We start from the raw sequence: 23,798 nt of genomic DNA on the forward strand, positions 1-23,798 counted from the left end.
TTCCATGAGCGCGTCCACCCCGAACAACGCACGACGAGCCGCGAGCAAAGCGGCACGAAAGGCACTACGGCTCGCGCTTGGTCCGCAATCACCTCTTCGGAAAGCTTTGCCTGATCCGGTCAAAACACAGCTGCGTGTCGTACGACGTCACCTACCCGCCGCCGCCGTACGCATTGTCGACGCCAGCACAGGCAAAACCCCAGCAGCACCGATCGACCCAGCGGTACTGGCCGCAGCCTCCCGTCGGCCATTCCTACCCAACGAACCTGTTCGAGTATGGGTAGCCCCCGCGAACTTCGCAGGCCAAGGAAAAGCCTGGGCAGACGCGATGGAGACACACATCACCGGCGTCGGAGCCCGCTCCATGGCTGTTAAAGGAGCTATCCGATTCCCCGTCGATCAAGAAGTAGCCCCTGAGGCCTACCGCGACATCGGCTGGCAAAAAGAGCAAGAAAAATACGTCTTTGCTCACTACACCCACGCCCTCATCGAAGCCGAACGTCCCCTATTTGGAACCCGATACGGCAATACCTGCGAGATCGAAATCAGCCGGCTCACCGAAGCGGGGCTAGCTGTTGCGTTGATATCCCACGGATCTGACCTACGCATCCCTTCTAAACACGCACAAATGTTCCCGCACAGCCCCTTCGATGACCCGGAGGACAGGACGTACCAAATCCTCGAAAAGCGGGCCCTCAACAACGCCCGCATCATCGAACAGTTCGATGGGCCCGTTTTTGTTTCCACCCCAGATCTCATCGACTATGCCCCGCGCGCCCACTGGTGCCCCACCGTCATCGATACCTACCACTGGGATTCAGACTGGCCCCTCCTGGCACGCCCTATCCCACGCGTGGTGCACATTCCCAGCAACGGCAAGCTCAAAGGAAGCGACTTCATCGACGAGATCTGCACCCAGCTCGCTGAAGAAGGGCACATCGAATACCGCACCCCCCGAGGCGTATCTCACACTGACATTCAACGCGAGTTCAGCGAAGCTGACATTGTTATCGACCAACTCGTCATGGGGTTGTACGGAGTAACTGCAATTGAAGGACTCGCCGCTGGCCGCGTAGTTGTGGCATTCCTGGGTGACGTGGTGCGTCAGCGTGTCAAAGAAGTCTCCGGACTGGATATTCCTATTAAAGAAGCAACTGTAGAAACCCTGCGCGAAGTCCTCCTCGACATCATCACCGACCGCGATAGCGCCCGTGCCTTCGCCGCGAAAGGGCCGGACTACGTCGCCGAAATTCATGACGGGCGACTATCAGCGAAAGTGCTCTCCGAGCATTTCACCGGCGGGAAAATTGCTACCGCCACCGACGCACTCGCTGAACGCGAAGCCGAACCAGTAGCCCCTTTCAAACCTGTCCCCGATCTCACCGCTGCACGACGAGTGTTCATCGGGCCAGCTAACCTCGCCGGGCAAGGGACAGCTTGGGCACGCGCCCTGCGCACTCACCTAGATGGCGTATCCGCTACCTCGATGGCAACCCGCGGCCATCTCCTGCGCTTTCCCAGCGACTATCAGATCGACCCAACATTCTTTTCCGACGAAAGCTGGAGCGAACGGCAAGAACGCTATCTCGGCGAGTTCTACACGCACATTCTCATCGAAGCGTTGCGGCCCGTGACCGGTTTCCGACATGGAACCCGCGCCACCGGCGAGATACCAGTACTGCGCGAAGCAGGCCTAAACGTCGCGCTCATCGCCCACGGCGCAGATGTGCGCGTTCCCAGCATTCACCGTAAAGAACACCCTTGGTCTCCTTACGGCGAAACCTGGGACGGTGTGCCCTCCCTCGAAGTTCTGGAACAACGCGCACAACGCACCATCGAAGCGATGACCCAATTCTGCGGGCACACGTTCGTTTCCACTCCTGACCTACTCGACTACGTGCCTCAGGCGCGTTGGTGCCCAATCGTCGTCGATGTCGACTCTTGGCAAAGCGAAGAACAAAACCCCCACGAAGGGGTGATGCGCGTGATGCACGCCCCCAGCCACTCGCTGTTGCAAGGAACGATGCTTATCGAACCAGCCGTCACCGACCTGGCCCGCAAAGGCGTCATCACATACTCCAACGTTGGTGGCACTGCGCCGAGCCGTATGCGAGCCCGATACGCAGCAGCCGACGTCGTTCTCGACCAATTCGCGCTTGGCACCTACGGTGTCACTGCATGTGAAGCGATGGCGGCAGGACGAGTTGTCGTAGGGCACGTGACCGAAAAAACCCGCGAACAAATCACCGCGGACACCGGTCTAGAGCTACCTATCGTTGAGGCTAAGCCAGATCAGATCGAACAGGTGCTACGCAGCCTGGCAGAAGATCCACAGCGGAGAATAGCGCTCAGTCAAGCAGGGCAAGACTTCGTTCGAGCAGTACACGACGGCACTAAGTCAGCAAATGTCCTTGCCACCTGGATCAACTGACCCCGCACCTTCCTGTCCCCATAACGGCAAACGGTGCGTGTGCGTAGCAACCCGCCACGCACACGCACCAGCAGCTGCATGCATGACCCACCACGTCGAAACATGCAGAGCTGAACTGGCCGCAACACCCAAAGCACCTAGCGCAATGAGATAACCGATTGCCTCATACCGTGCGACACGGGTATCAGGAACACGCACAGACCCCACCAGCGTCACCAGCACCCCAACTACGAACATGCCGTAACAAACAGCAATAGGAACACCGTACTGGGTCAGCAACTCCATAAAAGCGTTGTGAAGATTCGTCAGCTTCAAAGTTGCAGGAGCCGGATCATGCCACAACAAATACTCAAAAGAACCAGCCCCCGAACCAAGCCACCCAGAATCACGCAAATAACGCCACGCAGCCTTCAGTAACTGCAACCGAAGAGTGTCTGAACGCCGTGTTTCTGCCCCAGCCTGCGCCACCAGCATCTGCATAACAGGATTACGCGCCACTAACGCTGGCACGGTGAAAGCAGCAACAACCCCACAGCAGATAACCCCACACGCCACCCTCACCAGCACACGGGATCGTCCAGATACGCCAGCACACCGCTGCCGCCAAACCAATGAACGTTCCCCACGACGAGTAAGCATCCGCCGCCGCACCTCCAACGCCAGCACAACAACCAGCGCCAACACCCCCGAACGGCTTTGAGTAACAACCACCGCCACACAACCAGCAGCAACCACACCCAGCACAACCACAGAAAACAGGCGCGAACGCGACTGCGCCGCTAACGCAATCGCCCCAACGATCATCGCCACCAAAGCAGTCGCGAAATTATTGGGATTGATATAAGTGCCCACCACGACAGGTTCAGGAAAAATAAACGGATTCCTCGCAGAGGTCCACAAATGCTGCCGTGTAAAAATCTCCCACCCAGCTACAACAACTGACAACACAAGTCCAAAAAACCAGCCCAGCCGCATACCAGTCATCCCAACGCTGGTTGCTTGCGTGCACGCATAAACAGCTAAAGCCATAACAAAAGCCGTAAACAGTCGCGTCAACTCAAGCTCACCAGCACGTACGTCAGGAGTGCGAGCCAAAGCATACGGAGACCAGAAAACAAAAGCGGCTACAAAAAAGGGAAAAGCCCACGCAGCAGGTCGGAAAATGCGCGGGCCACTACTGATAAAAGCAACAAACGCTACGGCAGCGACAACACACAAAAAAGCGTTCTCTAGCCCCATCTCATGCAAGGGAAGAGAGACCAAGCCGCCAGCCACAGTAAAAACAACGGCGCAAGCTCCCCCCGCAGCGACGAGATAGGAAAACCACGTCACCGACAGTGGGCGAGAAGTGTTGAATTCGCCACTGGCCAGTAAGCCTGACGCCTCATCAATATCTTCGCCTCGCATAAGAATTGAGCGTATCGGCGTTACGGCCCATACAGGGGATACGCCACCGTGAAAACAGTCAGGAACTACAGTGGTACAGGTGACTCCGCGACGCGTTCTCATGATGGTTGGCAATGACATTCGCCACGACACCCGTGTCCTCAAAACTGCGCTGGCGCTAGCCGACGGTGATATTGAGGTCACCATCTTGGGATACAGCTCCACAGGAGTGCGGGAACAATCAACGCTGGGCCCAGTACGCATCGTGCGCGTACCGGTGGCATGGCGATTCCGTGACCGAGCTAACGCCGCCCGCAAAGCACGACGAGACAAACGCCTCATTGTGGTAAACGAGCCATCTCCGCGCGAAAAAAGACTGCGCGAACTTCAACTCAGCCTGCGCCAACGCGAAGCTGCCGAACAAAAAGGCGCTAACGGAGCAAATCGCGCTACCCGAGCCGCCCTATGGCGAGTAGCGCAAACAAAGCTTGAACAACAGGCCACACGCTTGAGCAAGTACGAAGATAACTGGCGTCAAAAACTGTACGAATCAATCGACAACTCTGCCGCCCTCGTAGCCTGGCGTCGCGATATCCCCGAAATTGACGACTACGCGCTCGCATTTGACCCAGTAATTGATTCCCTGGAATGGGACATCATTCACGCCCACGACGTGCACATGGTTGGTATCGCCGCGCGTGCGGTAGCACGTAGGCGAGCCAACGGTAAGGAAGCAGCCTGGGTTTACGACGCTCACGAATACGTAGCTGGTCTTTCAATCTATCCGGGCAGGCCAGTGCGCAAACGAGCCGCCTACCTCGATCTGCAGAACGAATACATCCGCGACGCCGACGCCGTGGTCACAGTGACACAACCCCTGGCTGAGCAGCTGCAGAAAGACTACGACCTAGCCAGACAACCAACAGTGGTGATGAACGCCCCAGTGCTTTCCGCAGCTGAACGCTCGGCGGAGGTCTCACTTCGTGAGGTATGCGGCGTTGATAAGAAAACACCACTACTGGTGTATTCGGGAGGGGTCACTGCCGCCCGAGGCGTCGATACAGCCGTACGCGCGTTACTCGCACTACCTGAGGTGCATGTGGCAGTGGTATGTGTGCCACGAACCACCACAGCCCCAGTACGTGAACTCACCGAATTGGCGCGAACCTGTGGCGTTGAGGACCGAGTGCACTTCATCGAACCGGTGCGCCCAGATCACGTGAGCGGTTTTGTCGCCGAAGCAGACCTCGGACTCATCCCCATCCTGCACTTCGGTAGCCACGAGTTCGCGCTCGCGAACAAGTTGTTTGAGTACTTATTTGCCGGTCTACCAGTGGTTGTCAGTGATACGCGTGCACAGAAAGAGTTCGTTGAGCGTGAACAGGTAGGGCTAGTTCATGAGGCAGGCAACCCAGCCTCATTCGCGACAGTGGTCAAAGAAGCACTATCGCGTAAAGATGAATTTCAGAAACGTATCCGCCAAAACACCGACCTATTGACGCCATACGCCTGGGAGTATCAGGAAAAAACACTACGTGAGCTATACCGCGACCTATTCCGTCGAGGGCTTCCGGTAGGAAAGTCGTTGATGGTGCGAGCGAATAGTGTCGCGGTCGGGGATGCAGGGATAAGCGAGCCGCAATCTAGTTCGACTCTAGAAGAGATGGTAGAGCGGCCAATTAGTCATGATGACCGGGCAAGTTACGTTGGGTTTGGGCCAGCAAATATGGCTGGCCAGGCATGGCAATGGGCTAAGGCACTCGAGCGAGCGATACCCGGGGTGAGCACCTCTGTGATGGAAGTGGACCGGGGACAGAAGTTCCGGTATCCGCATGACACGTGGGTCGAGACGACAACCTATCGGCGTGATGTCAAGTGGGCGCAGGCACTGGAAAATCGTGCAGTGAAGGACTGGACGCATGCCCTGGTGGAGGCCGGGCGGCCTGTGTTCGGGTTGCGGCATGGTCATGACTTTGTTGGGGATGTGAAAGTGTTGCGCGCGGCAGGTGTACGGGTGGGGCTGCTGTTGCACGGCAGTGAGATCCGTAACCCGTCAATCAATGCCCAGCAGACACCATGGTCGCCTTTCGCTGACCCGGCAGATGAGCAAACTGCTCGGTTACAACGGGTAGTGGATATCCTCGCGCCGAAAGTGCGAGCCTTCATGGCTGACGAGGCCTTCGGCGGTCCTGTGTTTGTCTCAACACCAGATTTGTTGCGGCACATGCCGGGTGCGTATTGGCTTCCAGTGGTGGTTGATGTCCAGATGTGGAGCGCTGAGTCGGCTGTGCTGGATAAACCGGTACCTGTAGTGCTCCACACACCGAGCCGTTCCTCGTTGAAAGGAAGCGCTCACGTTGAAGCCGCGGTGGGGCCGCTCGTCGAAGAAGGGCTTATCAGATATGAGCGGGTAGAAGGCGCCACCCAAAAAGAAATGGTCGACCTGGTCAAAGGCGCTGACATTGTGCTCGACCAATTCGCTTTAGGCGGGTACGGGGTAGCCGCGTGTGAAGCGATGGCGGCAGGAAAACTTGTGCTTGGACATGTCATCGAAGAAGTTCGTGAGCATGTGAAGTCTCAAACGGGGCTGGAAGTACCGGTGGTTGAGGCACCTGCAGACCGTTTAGAGGCAGTGTTGCGTGAGGTCCTCACTGATCGTGACGGATTCAGCGCAGTGGCTGCTTCTGGACCAGAGTTTGTGCGCCAAGTGCATGACGGCACCCGATCCGCGGCAGTGCTGGCTGAGCAGCTGAACATCCACTCCTGAGAAAACTGCACCAGTTTCACTGCAACGGTGAGGGGGCTTTCCAACAGACACAAGCGATGGAAAGCCCCCTCAGCGGCAAGGCAGATCAGCTCTTGCGGTAGAGCTTCTTCGTTGCGTAAGCGGGTTCGCAGGTGACCTGTACGCCCAGGTTCCGGAAAATGCCCTCATCGACGCTGCCCAAGATGGTGGAGGAGTGCACATCGCAGCCACGCAGATTCTGCAGCTGCTCCAGAGCTAAGCGAGCGTTTTCATCGTGCTTGGCGCCCACAGCCAGGGCAATAAGCACCTCATCGGTGTGCAGACGCGGGTTGTGACTGCCCAGATGCTGTGTCTTGAGCGCTTGGATGGGGGCGACCGTGTCGGGGGAGAGCAGATGCACCTTGTCGTCGATGCCAGCTAATGCTTTGAGTGCGTCAAGCAGGATTGCCGAGCTCGGTCCTAGCAGCGAGCTGGTCTTGCCAGCGATGATGCGCCCATCAGGTAGTTCGATCGCAGCGGCAGGGCCCTTAGAACGCTTAGCGAGCTTGCGGGCAGGTTCAACGACAGGACGATCAGTGTCGACGACCCCGAGTTTGCTCATCGTTAGCGCGATACGTTCGCTCTCAACTGGTTCGATCTGCTCTTTGTGCTCGCGGGCTAAAGCCTTGAAGTAGCGGCGGATCACTTCCTGCTTAGAGGCATAGCGGACGACCTCGTCATCGCTGATGCAAAAGCCCACCATGTTGACACCCATGTCGGTGGGGGAGGCGTAGGGAGAAGCCCCCATAATCTGCTCGAACAGCAGATTTAAGACCGGGAAAACTTCGACGTCACGGTTGTAGTTCACTGTCTGCTCACCATGCGCAGCCAGATGGAACGGGTCAATCATGTTGACATCGTCGAGGTCGGCAGTAGCGGCCTCATAAGCCAGGTTCACGGGATGATCCAGTGGCAGGTTCCAGATCGGGAAAGTTTCGAACTTCGCGTAGCCAGACTCCACACCGCGCTGATGGTCCTGATAAAGCTGCGAAAGACACGTAGCCATCTTTCCTGAACCTGGGCCGGGGGCAGTGACAACGATAAGGTTGCGGGTGGTTTCGATGTAGTCGTTGCGTCCGTAACCCTCTTCACTCACAACGAGCGCGACATCGTTGGGGTAACCCTTGATGGGGTAGTGACGGTAGACAGTCAGCCCCAAACGTTCGAGTTTGCGTTTGAAAGCTTTCGCGGTGCGGTTGTCTTCGCTCCAGTGAGAAATCACCACGCTGCCGACGTACAAGCCATAGGTGCGGAACTCATCAACTAGGCGGAGCACATCTGCGTCGTAGCCGATACCCAAATCGCCACGGACCTTGTTAGAAGCAAGGTCTCGAGCGTTAACAACAACGACCATCTCGACGTCGTCTTTCATCGACTCGAGCATCACCAGCTTGTTGTCCGGAGTGAAACCGGGCAGCACACGCGAGGCGTGATGGTCATCAAAGAGCTTTCCACCAAACTCCAGATACAGCTTCCCACCGAACTGTGCTCGACGTGCACTGATGTGCTCGGTCTGCATACGGATGTACTTGTCGCGGTCAAAGCCAATGGCGTGTGCGTTCACAATTCCTCCCCAGGGTATGCCGCAGGGAGCTTATCGTTTTGGCCTGCCAGTACGTGCGATGTGACGCATCCCAATCACATCAATAACTGCTTCAACGAGAGCTTTCCATCGCCCAAATACCTACTAACGGCTCGCCAAAATATATGTGTGGGGGACGTGAAAGTCATGTGAGGTTCTTGTGAGGTTCGTGCCCCAGAGTTCTAGATGTCGGTAGGGAAACCCGGAAATCAGGGGCCGGGCGCCTCGCTCACGCGAGGCGTTCCCCACCGTCAAAGACACTGGACGCACCACCGACGGTGTCGATGGTCATGTGAAGGAGAAGACAATGTCCGCTCGTTTTTCCGTAGGTAAAGTCGCCTCTGCAGTCTTGGCGGTCTCCCTCATCGCAGGACCCTCGCTCAGCATCATCGCTCAAGACAGCACCGCCTCGGCCGCACCGACAGAAGCCCAAACAGTCGCCAACGTGCGCAAGACCGCCGGGCCCAAACTACCCAGCGTCCGCCTCTGGACCGAGTCCACCTTCAAGCACGGACAGCAGCTGACCGTGTTCGCAGACGCAGGCAGCGACAAATCTGGACGCAGCTTCACCCACGCCACCGTTGTTGGGCCACACGGCATTAAAGGCACCCTCCACCCAGCCGCGGATGCAGGAGCACTCACCACAGACATCATGATCCCCGCCGACCTTAAAGGTTCCTGGATCCGTCTCACACTTATTGCCCCGGATGGGCGCACCGCGAACGCCATCGTTCACAGCAACTGATTTCCCCTTACTCGCCTGCCGGTCGGAAACTCCCCAGAGAACGCAACCCCACCGGCCGGCAGGCTTACCCTCACTACACGATCAGTCCCATGAGAGGACATAAGGCATGGCACAGCCCATGAATAACCGCGCAAAAATGGCTGCAACTGCGGCGCTAGCGCTTCTTATCTCTCTCACCGGCTGCTCCGTCCCCGACCAAGGAACCGTGACCGCGGCACATGGATCGGCCCTGCCAGCAGTAACTCCTGCCAGCGGAGAAGACCACGCCGCGTTGAATAGCGCAGCGAAAAAAGGCCAGTTCTACCTCCAAGACTGTGACAAGTCACTTGTGCAACGCCCCTCCTCTTTCACCCTTGCATGCGCTGATTCAAACTCCGCCCTCGATTCAGTGAAATGGGACAATTGGGGAGATACCCAAGCCACAGGCAGCGCAGTCCTACGCGAGAACAGCTGTGTCCCTAACTGTGCTGAAGGAAAACCTGTCTCCTACCCAGTGCGGATCAAAGCCACCGGCGCCCTTACCGCTAACGGCGCTGGCGCCTACACCAGCATCGAAATTACCTACACCGACAAAGTCCCCGAAGGACAAGATAAAACCACGGTATGGAGCGCTCGACGCTGACGCGACTCACGCGCTCATAAACGTCACCTCAGTTTGCGCACCAGACAGCCCCGGATGCCGGGCATCAGGCTCAGAACGGCCTAATGTCACCACGGCCCCCATCGTCTCAGCGTGCTTAAACGCAATCGTCAGCCCCAACCCTGATCCCTTACTACCAGTCCCAGCATGAAACGGGCGCGGACCATTCTCAATAACGTCTTGCGGATAACCAGGTCCCGCATCACGCACCGTCAACGTATTGCCATCCACCTGAAATAGCGCTTGACCACCACCGTGGCGCACCACGTTAGTTACCAAGTTGCTGATCACCCGATCCAACCGTCGAGTATCGACCAGCACCTCCGCCGCCGAACCAGCCACGAACTCCACCTCAGCGCCCACATCACCCAGACGTCGCAATGACTCCTGAACCGTCACCGCCAAATCCACCCGCTCCACATCAGCAGATTCAGCAGCCCGATCCAGTCGCGACAACTCCAACAGGTCATCTACTAGACGACGCAGCCGAGTCACCTGCCGTCGCACAATTGAAGAAGACTCGTCATCGGGCAACAATTCCGCAGCACTGACCAACGCCGTCAACGGCGTACGCAACTCATGTGCTACGTCTGAGGTAAACGCACGCTCCAACTCCACCCGCCCACGCAGCGTAGCCGCCATGTCATCGATGGCAGCAGTCAACACGGCCACCTCATCGTGACCTTTCTGGCTCACCGAAACATCCTCACCATCAGCGATCATCACCACCCCATCAGCTGCCCGGCGAAGCCGTGAAGAGATAGTGATACCCGCAATCCACCCCAACAAACCCGACAGCACTAACGACGCCGCAGCTGCGATACCCAACGTCTGCAGACGATCTTCGTTCTGCTTAGCCAACGTTGAAGCATCCAGCTGAACCACCAACGCCACCTCTGGTCCCAACCTGGCTGCAGCCCACATATGCGCGCCGTCGTAATAGGTGGTCTTCTCCTTCGTATTCGGGTCAGCCAGTGCCGAACGCACCGCCTCAGGAGCAGAATCCGTATCCATCGAAGCCCCCAAACGTAACCGGCCATCCAAGGAATACCCTTCACTGGCAGCGATCAACCGTGCCAACGCCTGCCCCCGCACCGCATCCGTCGCCGAATCCGCAGCCCGCACTGCCAGCACACCACTGACCACACACGAGACCAACAGCGATGTCACCGCCACCGCCACCGTGATGTACACCCGCACCGACCTCAACCGCCGTAATGCAGGCAACCCCTTCCTCGACCTACACGAAGACCCAGCGAAACTCACTCCACCACCAGCTTGTATCCCAGCCCCCGCACCGTATGGATAATCCCCGGACCAATCTTCGAACGCAATCGACCAATACTGACCTCAACCACGTGGTCATCACCCCAATCACCGATATCCCACACCAAATCCAAAAGCTGCGACTTAGTCAGTACCCTGCCCGGACGATCCAAAAACGTCGCCAACAAACGAAACTCCGTGCCCGACAAAGTGATCTCAACCCCATCGCTATGCCGAAACACCGTCATCCCATCCCGATCCACCCGCAAATCACCCACTGCCTGCACATGCGGCGCAGACAACCGTGACCCAGCCCCCGCACCCGCCTGAACCCCAGCGGCCATAGAACGTCGTGACACAGCCACAATCCGGGCCGCCAAAATAGCCCCATCGAACGGCTTAATGACATAGTCATCAGCCCCGGCCTCAAACCCAGCCAACTGGTCATACGGCAACTCCCGCGCCGTCAACATAATCACCCCCAACGGAGCAGCACGCTCACGCAACCGACGCGTCAACGTGATCCCATCCATCCGAGGCATCGCAATATCCACCACCGCCACCTGCGGTGAAAGCCCCTCACGATCTAAACGCGCCAACAACTCCAACGCATCCACACCATCAGCAGCCGTCTCCACCACAAACCCCTGCTTACGCAACACCAACGACGTCGTCATCCGAAGATCGTCGTCATCCTCCACCACGAGCACCCGCAGCCCACCCTCGTCGCCGCTTTTCACGTCAGCATCCATACACACAAGGGTAGAGACCCAAGCAGCCCATCTCACGGACCCTCACCAGCACCATCAACCACCCACAACACACACAAGCAGGGGCGAAGCCACACAGCCTCGCCCCTGCTTAAAAACACACATCACCGTGCGCGCCGCGCCTGCAACGCCCGCTTCGCCGCCGGATACCCCACCACCACATCCGGTCCAGGATGCCGACGAGCCAACAACCACGCACCCCGCTGCGACCGCGCATCCACAGGGAACACCAAATCCGCTCCCGCAAACACCTCCGAGGCCGTCCGAGACCGCGACAACGCCACCGCAAACCGCGTCGAAATACTGCCGTGCCTCACCGCAATCGCCTGCTGCGCCACCTTCGCCAACGGCCTATCACTAGCCTTAATATTTGCTTTTGCCGCTCGCTTGACCTGCACAGCCTTGGCCTTAACCCTACGGCTACGCCACTTCACCCCCTGCCGCACCCGCTCCGGATGATACTTCGGCAACGAGACCGAAGCACGCGCCTCCGCACCCGTGCGATACACCCCACCATTGGGGTCAGCAATACGCCCCGGAGTCACGTGATCCTGCACCACCTCACCCATCTGACCAGCAAGATCAGACACGCTCACCGGAGACTCCTCACCTCCTGCACCAACAACTCCACCACGCTCACCCGGAGCCGATTCGGCAACCAAATCAGCAACATCAGCGCCAACACCAGAGCCACCCAACGTCTGCACGCTCAACGGCTCCGGCCGACGCACGTCCAACCGCGGACCAAACACAAAATGCCGAGCCACCGGCAACGGCTCAACCGGCGGCTGCCACGCCAACAACTCCACCTCATCAGTGTCCAACAGCTCCAAATTCTCCCGCCACATCCGGATCGTCTCAGCAGAAACACCCCGACCCGTATCAAGCAAAACAATCTTCACGCCTGCTCCTCCACATCACCCGCAGGACCATCCAACACGACCCCACCAACCGGCACAGGTACAGCTTCCTTCAACGCCGACACACGCGGCTCCAGCTGGATATCCCGCGCATACCTCCGCGCGAACTGCGCACACGCCGCCCGTGTCTCCTCCGAAGCCGACCGCGCCGCACGCCCAGCCTCCACCAACGCCTCCGCAATCGATTCCGGCGACAAATCCTTCACCGGGAACCACAACGGATATTCACGCAACACATCCGTCGCCGCGTTCCCCGGATCATGCACAGCAACAATCGGCAAAGCGCTCGCCGCGTACTCGAACACCTTCCCGCTCGTCACATAAATTCCCTTGCCAAGAACCAACAACAATGCATCAAACGTGTCATAAATCTGCCGCACCTTAGCCTTCGGCACCGGGCCCTGATACGACAACTCATCCTTGGCGTGCTCCTCCACCAAATTCAGCAACGCTGGCGACGGAGCCGAATAAAAACCTAAATACCCCCACAACTGCGCTTGCGCATTCGACAACTCAGCACTACGACCCCGCGCAATCTCCCACCCCTTCGCAAACTCCGCGATCGGTACCCGCGCACTAGCCGTTCCGATATACCCAAACACCAACGGCTTATCAGCTGATGGGCTTTTAGTCGTTGGCGCTGGCGCAAACTCAGGGTCATACCCATTAGCCACCACATGCATCCGCTCCGCCACCTCCGGATGCCGCTTGGCATGCCAGGCACGAATCGGCTCATTGACAAACCACACCTCATGCGCATCCGCCAACAGACGCCGCTCTAACTTATCGACGCGACCACCCTCAGGATGCAAGAACGTTCCATCAAACACATCCAGCATCCACGCATCCCGATAATCCATTACATACGGAACACGGAAACGCCGATACAACGCATCTGCAGCCATGAAATCCACATTCGGGTTCGCCGTCGCCACCGTCATATGTACGCGCTTACGTTGATGGATATCAATCGCGGCCTGTTCCAAATCACGCCGCCACGGCCCATAGTTCGACTCCGGAAAATCACGCATATCCCGGTACTTGCGACTGCGTCGCCACACCTTCGGCGCCAAAGCCCGCAAAGGCGACCAATTCCGTACATTCATGTCCATGCTTGGCCACGGAAACGGAATCCGAACTATCTCAACTGCAGGATCCACCTGCTCTTCCAGCGAAAAATCCGCACCCGTGTAGTCAATGAACGTTTCACGCGTAGCAGTAAGAACAGTGACATCCCATCCCTGACGCACGAAACCATTCACAGTGGCCAATGCTCGATACACACCACCGCCACGTGAAGGCGGAAAACCCCACGCGACATACAACATGTGCGGACGGAAAAGATCGGCATCCGGCGGCGGGGTAGGGGTGGTCATGAGTTACGACATCTCCTCAAACGGATGCGGCTGCAAAGGAAACCCACCGAACACGAAGCCCCACAACACGCAGAAACGGTCACGAGAAACGGTGGAACAAAAAGCTCTCCGCAACATTAACGCCTCAAACAACCTCAGCGCGCACCGCACGACACGGCCACACAGCCCACCAAGTGTGCCGCCCACAGCAAACAGCCAGGGCGGCACACACACTCACATGCGAGCCAATGCACAACGCGCTGAATCCACCGCCACGACCAAAGAAGCACCCAACATGATCGAGTCTTTGATCACTAGCCGCCCCACTCCCGAAAGATATGGGAAACCGTGCTCCGCCGAACCCAAAGCAGGAACCCACGCCTCCGGAGTAGTCACAAGAAAACTCAAAGTGACAAAGCTCATCCCCGTCAAAGCTACGCCACCTATCACTCCAAGAACGGGATGAATCCAATGCCCCAAAATCAGCAACCCGATTGCCACAATAGTAGCGCCAATAAGAAGAGCAGCGACATAGGAACCATTCATGGCATGCCAATCCTTATTGGCGGCCACCAAAGCGCCCTCCGGATTCCGGTGACTTTTGTAACCAGCCGGATCGTTGTAAAGCCAACTCATAATAGGGCTGTTCGCAACAAAAGGAGCGATGCCCTCAGCCTCATACGGCACCACCTTGAGGCCACCAATCCACAAAGTAACAACAGCCAAACCAATACGCGTGAGAGTTAAGCTCACCCGATCCAGCTTCGCCACCGCTTCCAAGACGTTACGCATGATTTCTTCCCCAAACTCTTTAATCTCCGAGGGAAGAATTTCCAATCGCCAACCTGCGCTCCTCACGTCGCCGCAGATGTTCACCTAACGTGGCATGACGACGAGCGAGCTCGCCCATCACCCGCTCAATCTCCACCATCGTCTCCTCATAAAGACGAGCAGCCTCAGGGCAATCATCCGAATACTCATTCCCAGAATCGAGACATTCAATAAACGGACGAACCCGGCTGGGTGGAATGCCACACGACGCCAGATGCCTAATCTCACAAGTCACGAGAAAATCTCTCTCGCTATAAACGCGGTAACCATTCTCACTGCGCTCCGGCGACAACAAACCCAACGACTCGTAATACCGGAGAGCCTTCACAGTCACGCCCGCCCTCAGTGCGAGATCACCGATCTTCATTTCTTCCCTCTCCATGACCGGATCAGGCTAAAACCCTGCCCCCAAGGTCAAGGCAACCCGACCACACCAACATCAACACCATCTCAACGCACAACCCACCACCCGCATTCACCACAGCTCCCGCGCGCCAAGGCACCCCAACACAACTAGGCTTCCCCCAACACATCAACCGTGATCCGCAGGCCTACAAACCAACCAACAACGGCACTGCACACATCACCCAAACAGCAGGAGAACCATGACCGAGGCATCCGTCCGCATCCAAGCAAGCGCCGACGTCGCCGACAACGCCGTCTTCGGAGAAGGCAGCGCCGTCTGGCACCTAGCCCAAGTCCGCGAGGACGCAGTACTAGGGAAAAACTGCATCATCGGACGCGGCGCCTACGTCGGCAGCGGCGTAAAAATGGGAGACAACTGCAAACTCCAGAACTACGCCCTCGTCTACGAACCCGCCGAACTCGAAGACGGCGTCTTCGTCGGACCCGCCGTCGTCTTCACCAACGACCACTTCCCCCGCTCCATCAGCCCCGACGGCACCCTCAAACGCGGAGACGACTGGGAACACGTCGGCGTCACCTGCCGTCAAGGAGCATCCATCGGCGCCCGATCTGTATGCGTCGCCCCCGTCGAAATCGGAGCCTGGGCCCTAGTCGCCGCTGGCTCCGTCGTCACCAAAAACGTCCCCGCACACGCACTCGTCGCCGGAGTGCCCGCTAAACGCATCGGCTGGGTCGGCCGCGCAGGTCAACCCCTCACCCCCGGCGAAGACGGACTATTCACCTGCCCCAGCACAGGAGAGAAATACCGCCAAAACGGCGAAACCCTCGAACTTCTCGAAAACTGAAAACCCCGCACAAACACGTGTGCCGGTGGCCAGAGACACCCCCTCAAGCCACCGGCACGATCACAAACCCGCAGGGCTACTCAGCATCGGAATTATCGCGGCCACTAGTACGACGAGGCTGCTTGCCCAACACATACCCCTCTAAAAACCCAACACCCCACCCGTAATGAATCCCCGCAAACGCCAACGGCAACGACTTCACATCCACCGGCGCTGAATCCTCACGACCCTTCAATGCCTTCGCGCTCGCAACAGCAAGACCCCCCAAATACGGGGCATAACCAGCCAGCGCCAACCGCGGATGACGCGAAGCCAAAGCCGCCAACGCTACAGTGCCCATCACCGCCACCGGAGCCGCCAAGTGACGCGGCCGCAACGCCTCCCGGCCGTTCTTGCGCACCATCAACGCCTTACCCCGCCCATATCGCCGATACTGACGGAACAAGTCCGGCACGTTGTCACGCACATGCCACAAGATCCCCATCTGAGGATCAAAACCGATCTCATACCCCGCCAACGCAATCCGGTGGTCGAAATCCACATCCTCATTAACCATGAGGTTCTCGTCCCAACCACCTACCTGACGAGCAACATCGGCGCGATACACACCAAACGACGCGTGGTCAGTCAACTGATACTCAGTGCCGAAATGGTTAATCGAATCACCAATTGCGAACGGACTCGACTGCACCAGCCCAATCGCCCGCCCCGTGGGAGTAGAAGAAACCCCAGTACGCAACCCCCCCACCGCAGCCAATTTCGGATTCTCTGCAAAACGCTTCAATGCCTGTGCGAAATACCCCGGCGTGATCGTCGCGTGTCCATCAACCCGCGCTACAAACGAACCACGCGCAGCAGCCAACCCCACATTCAAACCCGACGGGATCACCACTTTCGGGTTATCCAACAGACGCACACGCTCATCCTGTGACGCTAGTCGTCGCACAATCGCCGCTGTGTCATCCGAAGAACGACCATCGACAACAAGTACCTCAACATCCACGCCCTCCTGGGACAGGATCGACTTCACCGCCCCCTCCACTGAAGCCGACTCGTTGAGAACAGGCATGATCACGCTGACCAACTCAGACATGAAGCGATCACTCTCTTTCAGAGGAAGAAGAACCAGCCGAAACCGCAGAAGAAACAGAACCAACATCGCCGGATACACCAGCGGTAGATATTGCCGCCCTACGAGGAGAATAAAGACGCTCGGTGCCCGCCAAAATGTTGTCTCGCAACGCCGGGGCCCACAGCGTGCTCAACAAAAATGCCGGAACCATCAACGGCTGCGCCGGCGGCTGCAACACCAACATCGACACCAACACCGACATCCCAATCGCAGGCTCAGTAGCCTTCACATACGAAACCACGATGATCACAGCCAGCAATGCCCCTGCGATAAGTCCGTAATCGAAGAACACCTTGCCCACCGTCGGCACCAGCAGACCATTCACACCTGAGGCATCCACCACATACCGGGACGAGCCCGGGCCGCCCCCAAACAACACGATGCCCCAATCAGACACCCACTTGGGAAACAAATACAGATACGGCTCAAATGTGCGCAGAGCAGTCGAAGAATTCTCGCTCGACCCCTCACTCAACCGATCCAAAATGGTTTTACCAATAGTCGTTGGAGCAGCCACTGCAGCTAATACCAAACCCGGTATCAAGTAACGACGCAGCAACGGCCACTGCCGCTGCCACAACATCACAACCACACCAATCAAAGCCACAAACATGCCCGAACCAGCAGCCGTCACCAGCATGCCAACCGACAAAACCATGACCTCCCAGATTCGTGCACGAATCAGCAACGCCGCCAAAATGCACAAACCCAGAATGAAAGACATGAACGACGGCTCCAACGCGAACCAGCCATTCGACTTATAGATATTCGCCTCATAAAAAAGCGGATACGACGTGTTAAATCCGCTCACCACAAGATTGGACGGCAAAGACTCGCCAATAAAATCGCGATACCCAATCGGAGTTACCTGCACCACCATGAACAACACCGAAATGCTCGCCAAACCCAAACCGATGTTCTTCACTGCCCGCAGCGCACGCTCAAACGTCCCACGACTGCGATCAGCCATCATGAACGCTGCAGGAAGCCAGGTCACCATCCACAACAACCAACTGTTCACACTCACATACGGGGCAGGAACAAACAGAATCTGCGGAAAAGTGACCAAAGCAGCAACGCCACCAGCAACAACCCACAACAAAAACCGTCGCGGCTCAACCACAATCACGTGACAACGCCACGCCAATCCCAGCCACACGATCGTCAACGGCACCGACAAAGAAATATCAATCCCCGGAACCGACAAACGCATGAGAAAGAAATTCGCGACAAATAACACGCCGATCCACCACACCGGATCAAGCAACCGCGACGGATAACGCGACTTCGACTCACGTTCACCAGCCAAATGCGACTCACGCAACACAAACCGCTGGTGCGCGCGCTGCTGATGCTGAGACAAAGGAGCGGAGACAAAGCCCCGCTCCCCATCAGCCCTCGACAACAATGTACGTACGCTCACCAAATTGCCCCGCGTACTCATCAAGCCACTCAAAACGTGTCTTACCCGAACGCACCAAGACCAACAACACAGCCTCAGGATCGCGAGCAACACGCTTCACAATGGCAGTGGACAAGCCCGTCTCCAATACCGTGACAGGGCCCTTCGGATCCGACGGCGTCTGCTGCGAAGCCCCATACGCCGCCATATTCTTCGTCACCGACACTTCACGACCAAGAGCCTCAAAACCCTCAGCCACCGGACCCACTAACTCCTGCACATCCGCAGCCGGCAAACGCACACCAGTGACCACCACACGCTGCGGCGAGGGAGTCTCCATGCTCAATACCGCAGCCACATCACGCGTGGGCAAAAACTCCACATTCGGGTACAAACGACGCATCTCCGCCAGCTTGCCCATCCGGCCCCGGCGACCACCCACGAGCAACGCAATACCCGCACCAACCAAGCCACCGCCGACAGCACCCAAAACAACCAACACCGCAGCCGACGTCTGCTTCACACCCGCAGCCGTCGCCGGCTGAACCACAGTCAACTGACGCGACTGCGCCAACGTATTGGCCTGACTGCTCGCCAACGCCTGACCTAGCGCCGCAACCCGCGCCTGCTCCGCCTGCGGATTATTCAAATGCGAACCACGAATAATCTGACTCGTCTGCTCACTCAACGAATTCAAATCCGCAGCCACACGAGCATTACTCGCCGCCACCGCAGCCTGAGCAAACACGTTCGTTGCATTCGCCGCAGCCTCAGGACTATCACCAGTGACACTCGCCGAAATCATCAACGACTGCGGAACCGCAGCCAGCTCAGTACGTGCCCGAAGATCACCCTCCGAGGAACGCAACTGCTTCGCAGCCGCCTGAAAAACCTCCGAAGTACCCGTCTCCGTCAACGCGCTCTGCTGCGCCTGCGTCAACCCATCACCATTGTTCGCAGTCGACTGCACCCGTAACAACGCCGTCGCCGTCGCCGGAGAATTCCCACCAATCACACCTCCCACCACAGCACCCACAAACGCCAACGCGGCAGGGATCCACCACCAACGACGCAACGTCTCGATCAGCGAACGACCCCACGGGTCGATATTTGCAAGGCCCGGACTGGCCACGTAAATCCCCCTAATACGACAGCTATTCACGCCCACGACACCACACGCCAATCCCCCCGGCGCGGCGCTGCAACAACGCCACCTGACCCCACGGGGCTATTCGCAAGTGCAGCCAGAAGCGACGAACAAGCGATGTTCGGGAAGTGGACTCAACCACGATACCCGTCTAGAACAACCGTCCGGCTTCCCCCAGCTCCAGCATGTGTACCAACACCCCAACAACAAACAACACCAACAAAACCCACAAACACATCAGCCAGCCACAAACATCACCATCCACACCACGCAACACCCCCCCAACATTCCCCAACGACAACCCCCAGCAATGCCACACTGACCCAGTGCGGATCCTCCTGCTCGCCAACTCCTACCCCACCCGAGCAACACCAAGCGGCGCCCCCTACATGACCCACCGCGTCACCGCCATCAACAACCTCAACCATCCCAACCTCTACCTCCAACCCATCGCACTAACCCCTACCTACACACCCCCAGTCCGCCTCCTACGCGCGGCCATGCATGCACCCACACACAGCGACCAACAACTCGCACCCCACGCCCAAAACACCGGATGGCTCCCCATCCCAGCCCACTGGAACCTCACCGACACCATCGCCAGCCGCACAGCACACACCCCCACCCACGCCATCCGCACCGCCACCACCGCACTCATCCACTACTGCCACCAACAACCCCAGCCCTACGACATCATCCACGCACACGGCATGTACAGCCTCGCCGCCGGCCACATCGCCGCCGCCCTAGCCCACCATCTACACATCCCCTACGTCGTCACCATGCACGGCAGCGATGTCACCCACACCATCACCCACAACCCCCGCCCCGCTGCCAACACCCTCAACCACGCCGCCGCCACCATCTACGTCTCCAATGCCCTACGCACCCACGCCACCAACCTCGGCATGCCTCACACCAACAGCCACGTCATCCCCAACGGCGTAGACCTCAGCCTCTTCACCAACCCCAACACCCCCCCACCCACCCCCGACCCATGGCAACACACCACCGGACCCCGACTCCTCTACGTAGGAAACCTCCTCCCCATCAAAGGCGCCGACCGCCTCCCAGCCATCCTCAACACCATCACCCACACCCACTCCCACGCCCACCTCGTCATCGCCGGCGATGGCCCCCTACGCAACCAGCTCACCAACCACCCCAACATCACCCTCCTGGGCCGCCAACCCCACCACCACATCCCTGCCCTCATGCACGCAGCCGACATCCTCCTCGTCCCCAGCCGAGCAGAAGGCTGGGGATGCGTCGTCACCGAAAGCTACGCAGCCTGCACCCCCGTCGTCGCCACCGACACTGGCGGCCTACGCGAATCAGCCCTCGACGCCATAGCCCTCGTCCCGCCCCCAAACAACACCACCACCGAAAACGACTTCATCCACAACTTCGCCACCCGCGCCCTAACCATCCTCGCCAACCCACCCAGCCCCCAACACATGACCCAACACACCCAAAACCACTCCTGGCACAACACCGTCACCGCCGAAATCGACATACTCCGCAGCGCACTCACCTCATGAACCCCCACCCCCTCCGCAGCCCCATCAACCTCCACCAACCCACCGACCACCACCTCACCCGCCGAGGCATCACCAGCTTCATCGGACTAGCCAGCCAAGGCGCCATCCGCCTAGCCATCACCATCATCATCGGCCGCTACGCTGGAGCCAGCGCATTAGGCCTCGTCGCCACCGGCCAAGCAACCGCCCAACTCCTCATCCTCCTGTGGCCCACCACCGCCGGCCAAGCAGCCTCACGCTTCCTCGCCCAAGCCCGCGGACGAAATAACCACAACGAAATCGACACCATCGCCACCCACCTCAACCACCGCGTCATCACCACCGCCCTCCTCCTGGCCCTCATCTCCATCCCCATTACCCTCACCCGCGCAAACGACCCCCTCAGCGCTACCTGCGTCGCTCTCTTCCTCCTCGGTATCGCCGGGCAGCAATACACCCGTGGCATCCACTACGGAGTAGGCGCCGTCACCCGCGTTGTCACCCTCGACTGCGCTCTATCCCTCATCGGCCTGTTCGGCGTCATTATCGCCATATCCCTGGACATCACCGACCTACGACTGCTCATCCCACCAGCCTTAGGCTTCCTGCTCCTGACCGCAGCATGCTGGCCATGGCACACTCCCCACCCACCCCTGCCCACAGCCCAAACCCATGCGCTCACCAGAGAAATTGACCGCTTCGTCACCCTAGGCGCACTCGGCTCCCTCGCCTCGGCCGGGCTCGTGCAACTATCCGTACTCATCGCATCCACACACGGACACACTGCAGCAGGGGCCTACTCCGCAGCGTGGAACCTCGCCATGCCCCTGACCCTGCTATCCGGAGCGCTATCCCTTGTGCTCTACCCCAACATGGCCGAAGCTTTCGGCCGCAAAGACAACACAGCAGTCACAACACAACTTGACCGCGGAGTGCGCGGTTTGACCTTCCTTGTTCTCCCACTAGTCGTCGTGGCATCCCTACTAGCCCCCGAAATCATCCAAACTTTTTACGGCCCCGCTTTCACCCAATCCGCCCCGATCATGGCGACCTTGCTCCTGGCCGTCCTCATCACAATGATCGCGGTTCCCTGCGTCAACGCCATCACAGCCGGCTCACGCAACGGCATTCTCTACACAACCATCGCCAGCCTTGCCGGGCTAGCAACAGCAGCCACGGTATGGACGCTCTCGCCACGTTCGTGGGGAATTGAGGCAGTCGCCATCGGATATTTAGTAGGTGTATCGACTACCTCTTCAGCCACCATCGCCCGCGCCTGGCAGAAATATCAGATGCGATGGACAGCTGAAGCAGCTCTGGTCATATCAGCAGTCATGGTCACTTTCCTGGCCGCGACCCTGACAAACCTTGAAACCCTTCCCCGCATCGGTATCGCTGCACTCATCGTGTTGGCGTGGTGCAGCACTCATCCAGACCAAACCCGAACTTGGGCGAAGAGGCTACAGCGTCATCAACGCTGACCACGTAGCATCACTGGTCGAGCAGCATGTCGAATACTGACTGCGTCGGCGTACACGCACGCCACGCGTCGTAGGCATCTGCAGCTGCTTGCCGATCCGACAAACGCTGCTCAGGAGCACGAGCCGCGACAGCATCAATATGTTCAGCCCAGTCACGTGGATCGAACGTGTCAAGCAGCTCGAGCGCTCCGGCCGGTATATGCGGAAGCATCACAGGCCACGGGGTAGAACCGCGATGCAACATCACAGGTACCGCCGCGGAAAGTGATTCAGCCACTGTGTGGCCGAAGTTTTCGTTAGTGGTGGGAAAAACAAACAGATCGTGTTCACAGAAAGTTTCCTGCACACGATCGCGCTCAATCCCGCCAACGAAAGACACTGGATGCTTGCTCTTATTGGCAAGAGCGTGCAGCGTGGAGGCATAGTCATCGCTGTCAGCAGTTCCAGCGATAGTCACCTGAACTGGAGAATTCACGTACCGCAGAGCAGCCAGGAACGTCTCGATACCTTTTTTCGGTGATAGCCGCCCTAGATAAAGCAGCCGCAGCGGAGCTGTCGTCGGGGTGTGCGGTCGAGTAGCGCAGGTAGGTAGGTCAGTCTCGTTCTGCCGTATAAGGACACGAGCTTTGGGGAAAACGCTACGAATGTCGGCGGCTTCAGCAGGAGAAGAGGCATGCCATGTGACGTCTCGATAAAGACCAGCGAATCGTGCCGCGGCAAGAAAGCAGCGTTTTTTCTTAGCTTTCAGCGCTAGAGCGCCAGTCCCGAACTCTCCTCGAGGTGCGATAAGCACATGCCCCAACGACAGGATTTTGGTGCGCGCAAGCAGCAAAGGAAGCAATGTCCATAGCGGAGGGAATGCTCCGGTGAGGTAAGTGATTTCTGGCGGTTCAGAAGGGCTACTGGTGGCCTGGCGCCAGGCTCGAACGTAGGCAGGAATGGTGTTCAGGGAGCCAAAAGTGGTGGGTAAGTAGCGCACAAGTGCAGAGCCGGTGCGGACCCAATCGGTGGTATCGACATCTAAAGGCACACCGCCCCAGTCGTATGCACTGGTGATCACGAGGAAATGGTGGCGGTCGCCATGCTGGTTGGTGATGGCAGCTAGGCTGCGGATAGGTCCGCCGCCACGCCAAGCAGGGGTGTAGTAGGGCGTGGCTATCAGTATGCGGGGGCCGGTTGGTGAAGTCATGGTGT

Annotated in this window: 19 protein-coding genes; 7 read left to right on the forward strand and 12 right to left on the reverse strand. The window is 58.2% G+C overall.

Annotation, left to right across the window (positions count from 1 at the left end; genetic code table 11):
• The first annotated feature begins 4 nt into the window (after window positions 1–4).
• Window positions 5–2,431: a glycosyltransferase gene (locus AC2T9U_RS02635; RefSeq protein WP_493696562.1), complete on the forward strand. Its 2,427-nt coding sequence runs from the start codon at window positions 5–7 to the stop codon at window positions 2,429–2,431.
• Here AC2T9U_RS02635 and AC2T9U_RS02640 read toward each other — a convergent pair.
• The gene (locus AC2T9U_RS02640; RefSeq protein WP_493696563.1) at window positions 2,399–3,838 is read right to left on the reverse strand and encodes an O-antigen ligase family protein; all 1,440 of its coding nucleotides are present in this window, start codon (window positions 3,836–3,838) and stop codon (window positions 2,399–2,401) included. The genes AC2T9U_RS02635 and AC2T9U_RS02640 overlap by 33 nt on opposite strands.
• 79 nt (window positions 3,839–3,917) lie before the next feature.
• Here AC2T9U_RS02640 and AC2T9U_RS02645 point away from each other — a divergent pair, with 79 nt between their 5' ends.
• The gene (locus AC2T9U_RS02645) at window positions 3,918–6,584 is read left to right on the forward strand and encodes a glycosyltransferase family 4 protein (RefSeq protein WP_493696564.1); all 2,667 of its coding nucleotides are present in this window, start codon (window positions 3,918–3,920) and stop codon (window positions 6,582–6,584) included.
• 85 nt (window positions 6,585–6,669) lie between these two features.
• Here AC2T9U_RS02645 and AC2T9U_RS02650 read toward each other — a convergent pair whose 3' ends face one another.
• On the reverse strand, window positions 6,670–8,121 hold the full coding sequence (locus AC2T9U_RS02650; RefSeq protein WP_243889217.1) for a DUF1846 domain-containing protein: 1,452 nt from the start codon (window positions 8,119–8,121) through the stop codon (window positions 6,670–6,672).
• A 370-nt stretch (window positions 8,122–8,491) separates the two neighbouring features.
• On the opposite strand from AC2T9U_RS02650, the gene AC2T9U_RS02655 reads away from it, so the two are divergent.
• Together AC2T9U_RS02655 and AC2T9U_RS02660 are read left to right on the forward strand one after the other, a co-directional pair.
• Window positions 8,492–8,929, forward strand: coding sequence for a hypothetical protein (locus AC2T9U_RS02655; protein WP_115031159.1), 438 nt, complete (start codon window positions 8,492–8,494; stop codon window positions 8,927–8,929).
• A gap of 106 nt (window positions 8,930–9,035) precedes the next feature.
• Complete coding sequence (locus AC2T9U_RS02660; RefSeq protein ID WP_115031158.1) at window positions 9,036–9,551, forward strand: hypothetical protein; 516 nt, start codon at window positions 9,036–9,038, stop codon at window positions 9,549–9,551.
• Window positions 9,552–9,557: 6 nt separating this feature from the next.
• Here the strand turns inward: AC2T9U_RS02660 and AC2T9U_RS02665 are convergent, their stop codons facing one another.
• From AC2T9U_RS02665 to AC2T9U_RS02690, 6 genes are all read right to left on the reverse strand, one after another.
• Window positions 9,558–10,835: a HAMP domain-containing sensor histidine kinase gene (locus AC2T9U_RS02665; RefSeq protein ID WP_493696565.1), complete on the reverse strand. Its 1,278-nt coding sequence runs from the start codon at window positions 10,833–10,835 to the stop codon at window positions 9,558–9,560.
• Window positions 10,832–11,587 carry a response regulator transcription factor gene (locus tag AC2T9U_RS02670; protein WP_493696566.1) on the reverse strand — a complete coding sequence of 252 codons (756 nt, stop codon included), beginning with the start codon at window positions 11,585–11,587 and terminating at the stop codon, window positions 10,832–10,834. The genes AC2T9U_RS02665 and AC2T9U_RS02670 overlap by 4 nt, the downstream gene beginning before the upstream one ends.
• Window positions 11,588–11,709: 122 nt before the next feature.
• A complete protein-coding gene (locus AC2T9U_RS02675; RefSeq protein ID WP_115031155.1) occupies window positions 11,710–12,507 on the reverse strand; it encodes a hypothetical protein in 798 nt (265 codons plus the stop codon).
• Window positions 12,504–13,901 (reverse strand): glycosyltransferase, encoded by a 1,398-nt coding sequence (locus AC2T9U_RS02680; protein WP_208303798.1) that lies wholly within the window; start codon window positions 13,899–13,901, stop codon window positions 12,504–12,506. The genes AC2T9U_RS02675 and AC2T9U_RS02680 overlap by 4 nt, the downstream gene beginning before the upstream one ends.
• Window positions 13,902–14,114: 213 nt before the next feature.
• Window positions 14,115–14,672 (reverse strand): DUF417 family protein, encoded by a 558-nt coding sequence (locus AC2T9U_RS02685; protein ID WP_208303797.1) that lies wholly within the window; start codon window positions 14,670–14,672, stop codon window positions 14,115–14,117.
• Window positions 14,673–14,691: 19 nt separating this feature from the next.
• Window positions 14,692–15,045: a MerR family DNA-binding transcriptional regulator gene (locus AC2T9U_RS02690; protein WP_220181610.1), complete on the reverse strand. Its 354-nt coding sequence runs from the start codon at window positions 15,043–15,045 to the stop codon at window positions 14,692–14,694.
• Between the two features lie 271 nt (window positions 15,046–15,316).
• On the opposite strand from AC2T9U_RS02690, the gene AC2T9U_RS02695 reads away from it, so the two are divergent.
• Window positions 15,317–15,922, forward strand: coding sequence for an acyltransferase (locus AC2T9U_RS02695; RefSeq protein WP_493696567.1), 606 nt, complete (start codon window positions 15,317–15,319; stop codon window positions 15,920–15,922).
• Window positions 15,923–15,998: 76 nt separating this feature from the next.
• Here the strand turns inward: AC2T9U_RS02695 and AC2T9U_RS02700 are convergent, their stop codons facing one another.
• Genes AC2T9U_RS02700 through AC2T9U_RS02710 form a run of 3 tightly spaced genes read right to left on the reverse strand, consistent with a single transcriptional unit; the run spans window position 15,999 to window position 19,588 of the window.
• A complete protein-coding gene (locus tag AC2T9U_RS02700) occupies window positions 15,999–17,015 on the reverse strand; it encodes a glycosyltransferase family 2 protein (RefSeq protein ID WP_115032740.1) in 1,017 nt (338 codons plus the stop codon).
• A 7-nt stretch (window positions 17,016–17,022) separates the two neighbouring features.
• A complete protein-coding gene (locus tag AC2T9U_RS02705) occupies window positions 17,023–18,477 on the reverse strand; it encodes a hypothetical protein (RefSeq protein WP_147279231.1) in 1,455 nt (484 codons plus the stop codon).
• Entirely contained in the window at window positions 18,446–19,588 is a 1,143-nt protein-coding gene (locus AC2T9U_RS02710) for a YveK family protein (protein WP_493696568.1), read from the reverse strand. Before AC2T9U_RS02710 ends, AC2T9U_RS02705 begins: the two co-directional genes overlap by 32 nt.
• 200 nt (window positions 19,589–19,788) lie before the next feature.
• Here AC2T9U_RS02710 and AC2T9U_RS02715 point away from each other — a divergent pair, with 200 nt between their 5' ends.
• The gene (locus AC2T9U_RS02715) at window positions 19,789–21,144 is read left to right on the forward strand and encodes a glycosyltransferase (RefSeq protein ID WP_493696569.1); all 1,356 of its coding nucleotides are present in this window, start codon (window positions 19,789–19,791) and stop codon (window positions 21,142–21,144) included.
• A complete protein-coding gene (locus tag AC2T9U_RS02720) occupies window positions 21,141–22,604 on the forward strand; it encodes a lipopolysaccharide biosynthesis protein (protein ID WP_493696570.1) in 1,464 nt (487 codons plus the stop codon). The genes AC2T9U_RS02715 and AC2T9U_RS02720 overlap by 4 nt, the downstream gene beginning before the upstream one ends.
• A 10-nt stretch (window positions 22,605–22,614) precedes the next feature.
• Here AC2T9U_RS02720 and AC2T9U_RS02725 read toward each other — a convergent pair whose 3' ends face one another.
• Window positions 22,615–23,793 carry a glycosyltransferase family 4 protein gene (locus AC2T9U_RS02725; RefSeq protein WP_493696571.1) on the reverse strand — a complete coding sequence of 393 codons (1,179 nt, stop codon included), beginning with the start codon at window positions 23,791–23,793 and terminating at the stop codon, window positions 22,615–22,617.
• Window positions 23,794–23,798: the final 5 nt, after the last annotated feature.

It is taken from the genome of Dermatophilus sp. B7861-1 (assembly GCF_058996045.1).

Coding starts and splice junctions, on each gene's coding strand:
- AC2T9U_RS02635 (WP_493696562.1), top strand. CDS start 5: ATGAGCGCGTCCACCCCGAACAACGCACGACGAGCCGCGAGCAAAGCG.
- AC2T9U_RS02640 (WP_493696563.1), bottom strand. CDS start 3,838: ATGCGAGGCGAAGATATTGATGAGGCGTCAGGCTTACTGGCCAGTGGC.
- AC2T9U_RS02650 (WP_243889217.1), bottom strand. CDS start 8,121: ATGCAGACCGAGCACATCAGTGCACGTCGAGCACAGTTCGGTGGGAAG.
- AC2T9U_RS02655 (WP_115031159.1), top strand. CDS start 8,492: ATGTCCGCTCGTTTTTCCGTAGGTAAAGTCGCCTCTGCAGTCTTGGCG.
- AC2T9U_RS02660 (WP_115031158.1), top strand. CDS start 9,036: ATGGCACAGCCCATGAATAACCGCGCAAAAATGGCTGCAACTGCGGCG.
- AC2T9U_RS02670 (WP_493696566.1), bottom strand. CDS start 11,587: ATGGATGCTGACGTGAAAAGCGGCGACGAGGGTGGGCTGCGGGTGCTC.
- AC2T9U_RS02680 (WP_208303798.1), bottom strand. CDS start 13,901: ATGACCACCCCTACCCCGCCGCCGGATGCCGATCTTTTCCGTCCGCAC.
- AC2T9U_RS02685 (WP_208303797.1), bottom strand. CDS start 14,672: ATGCGTAACGTCTTGGAAGCGGTGGCGAAGCTGGATCGGGTGAGCTTA.
- AC2T9U_RS02695 (WP_493696567.1), top strand. CDS start 15,317: ATGACCGAGGCATCCGTCCGCATCCAAGCAAGCGCCGACGTCGCCGAC.
- AC2T9U_RS02700 (WP_115032740.1), bottom strand. CDS start 17,015: ATGTCTGAGTTGGTCAGCGTGATCATGCCTGTTCTCAACGAGTCGGCT.
- AC2T9U_RS02715 (WP_493696569.1), top strand. CDS start 19,789: ATGTGTACCAACACCCCAACAACAAACAACACCAACAAAACCCACAAA.
- AC2T9U_RS02720 (WP_493696570.1), top strand. CDS start 21,141: ATGAACCCCCACCCCCTCCGCAGCCCCATCAACCTCCACCAACCCACC.
- AC2T9U_RS02725 (WP_493696571.1), bottom strand. CDS start 23,793: ATGACTTCACCAACCGGCCCCCGCATACTGATAGCCACGCCCTACTAC.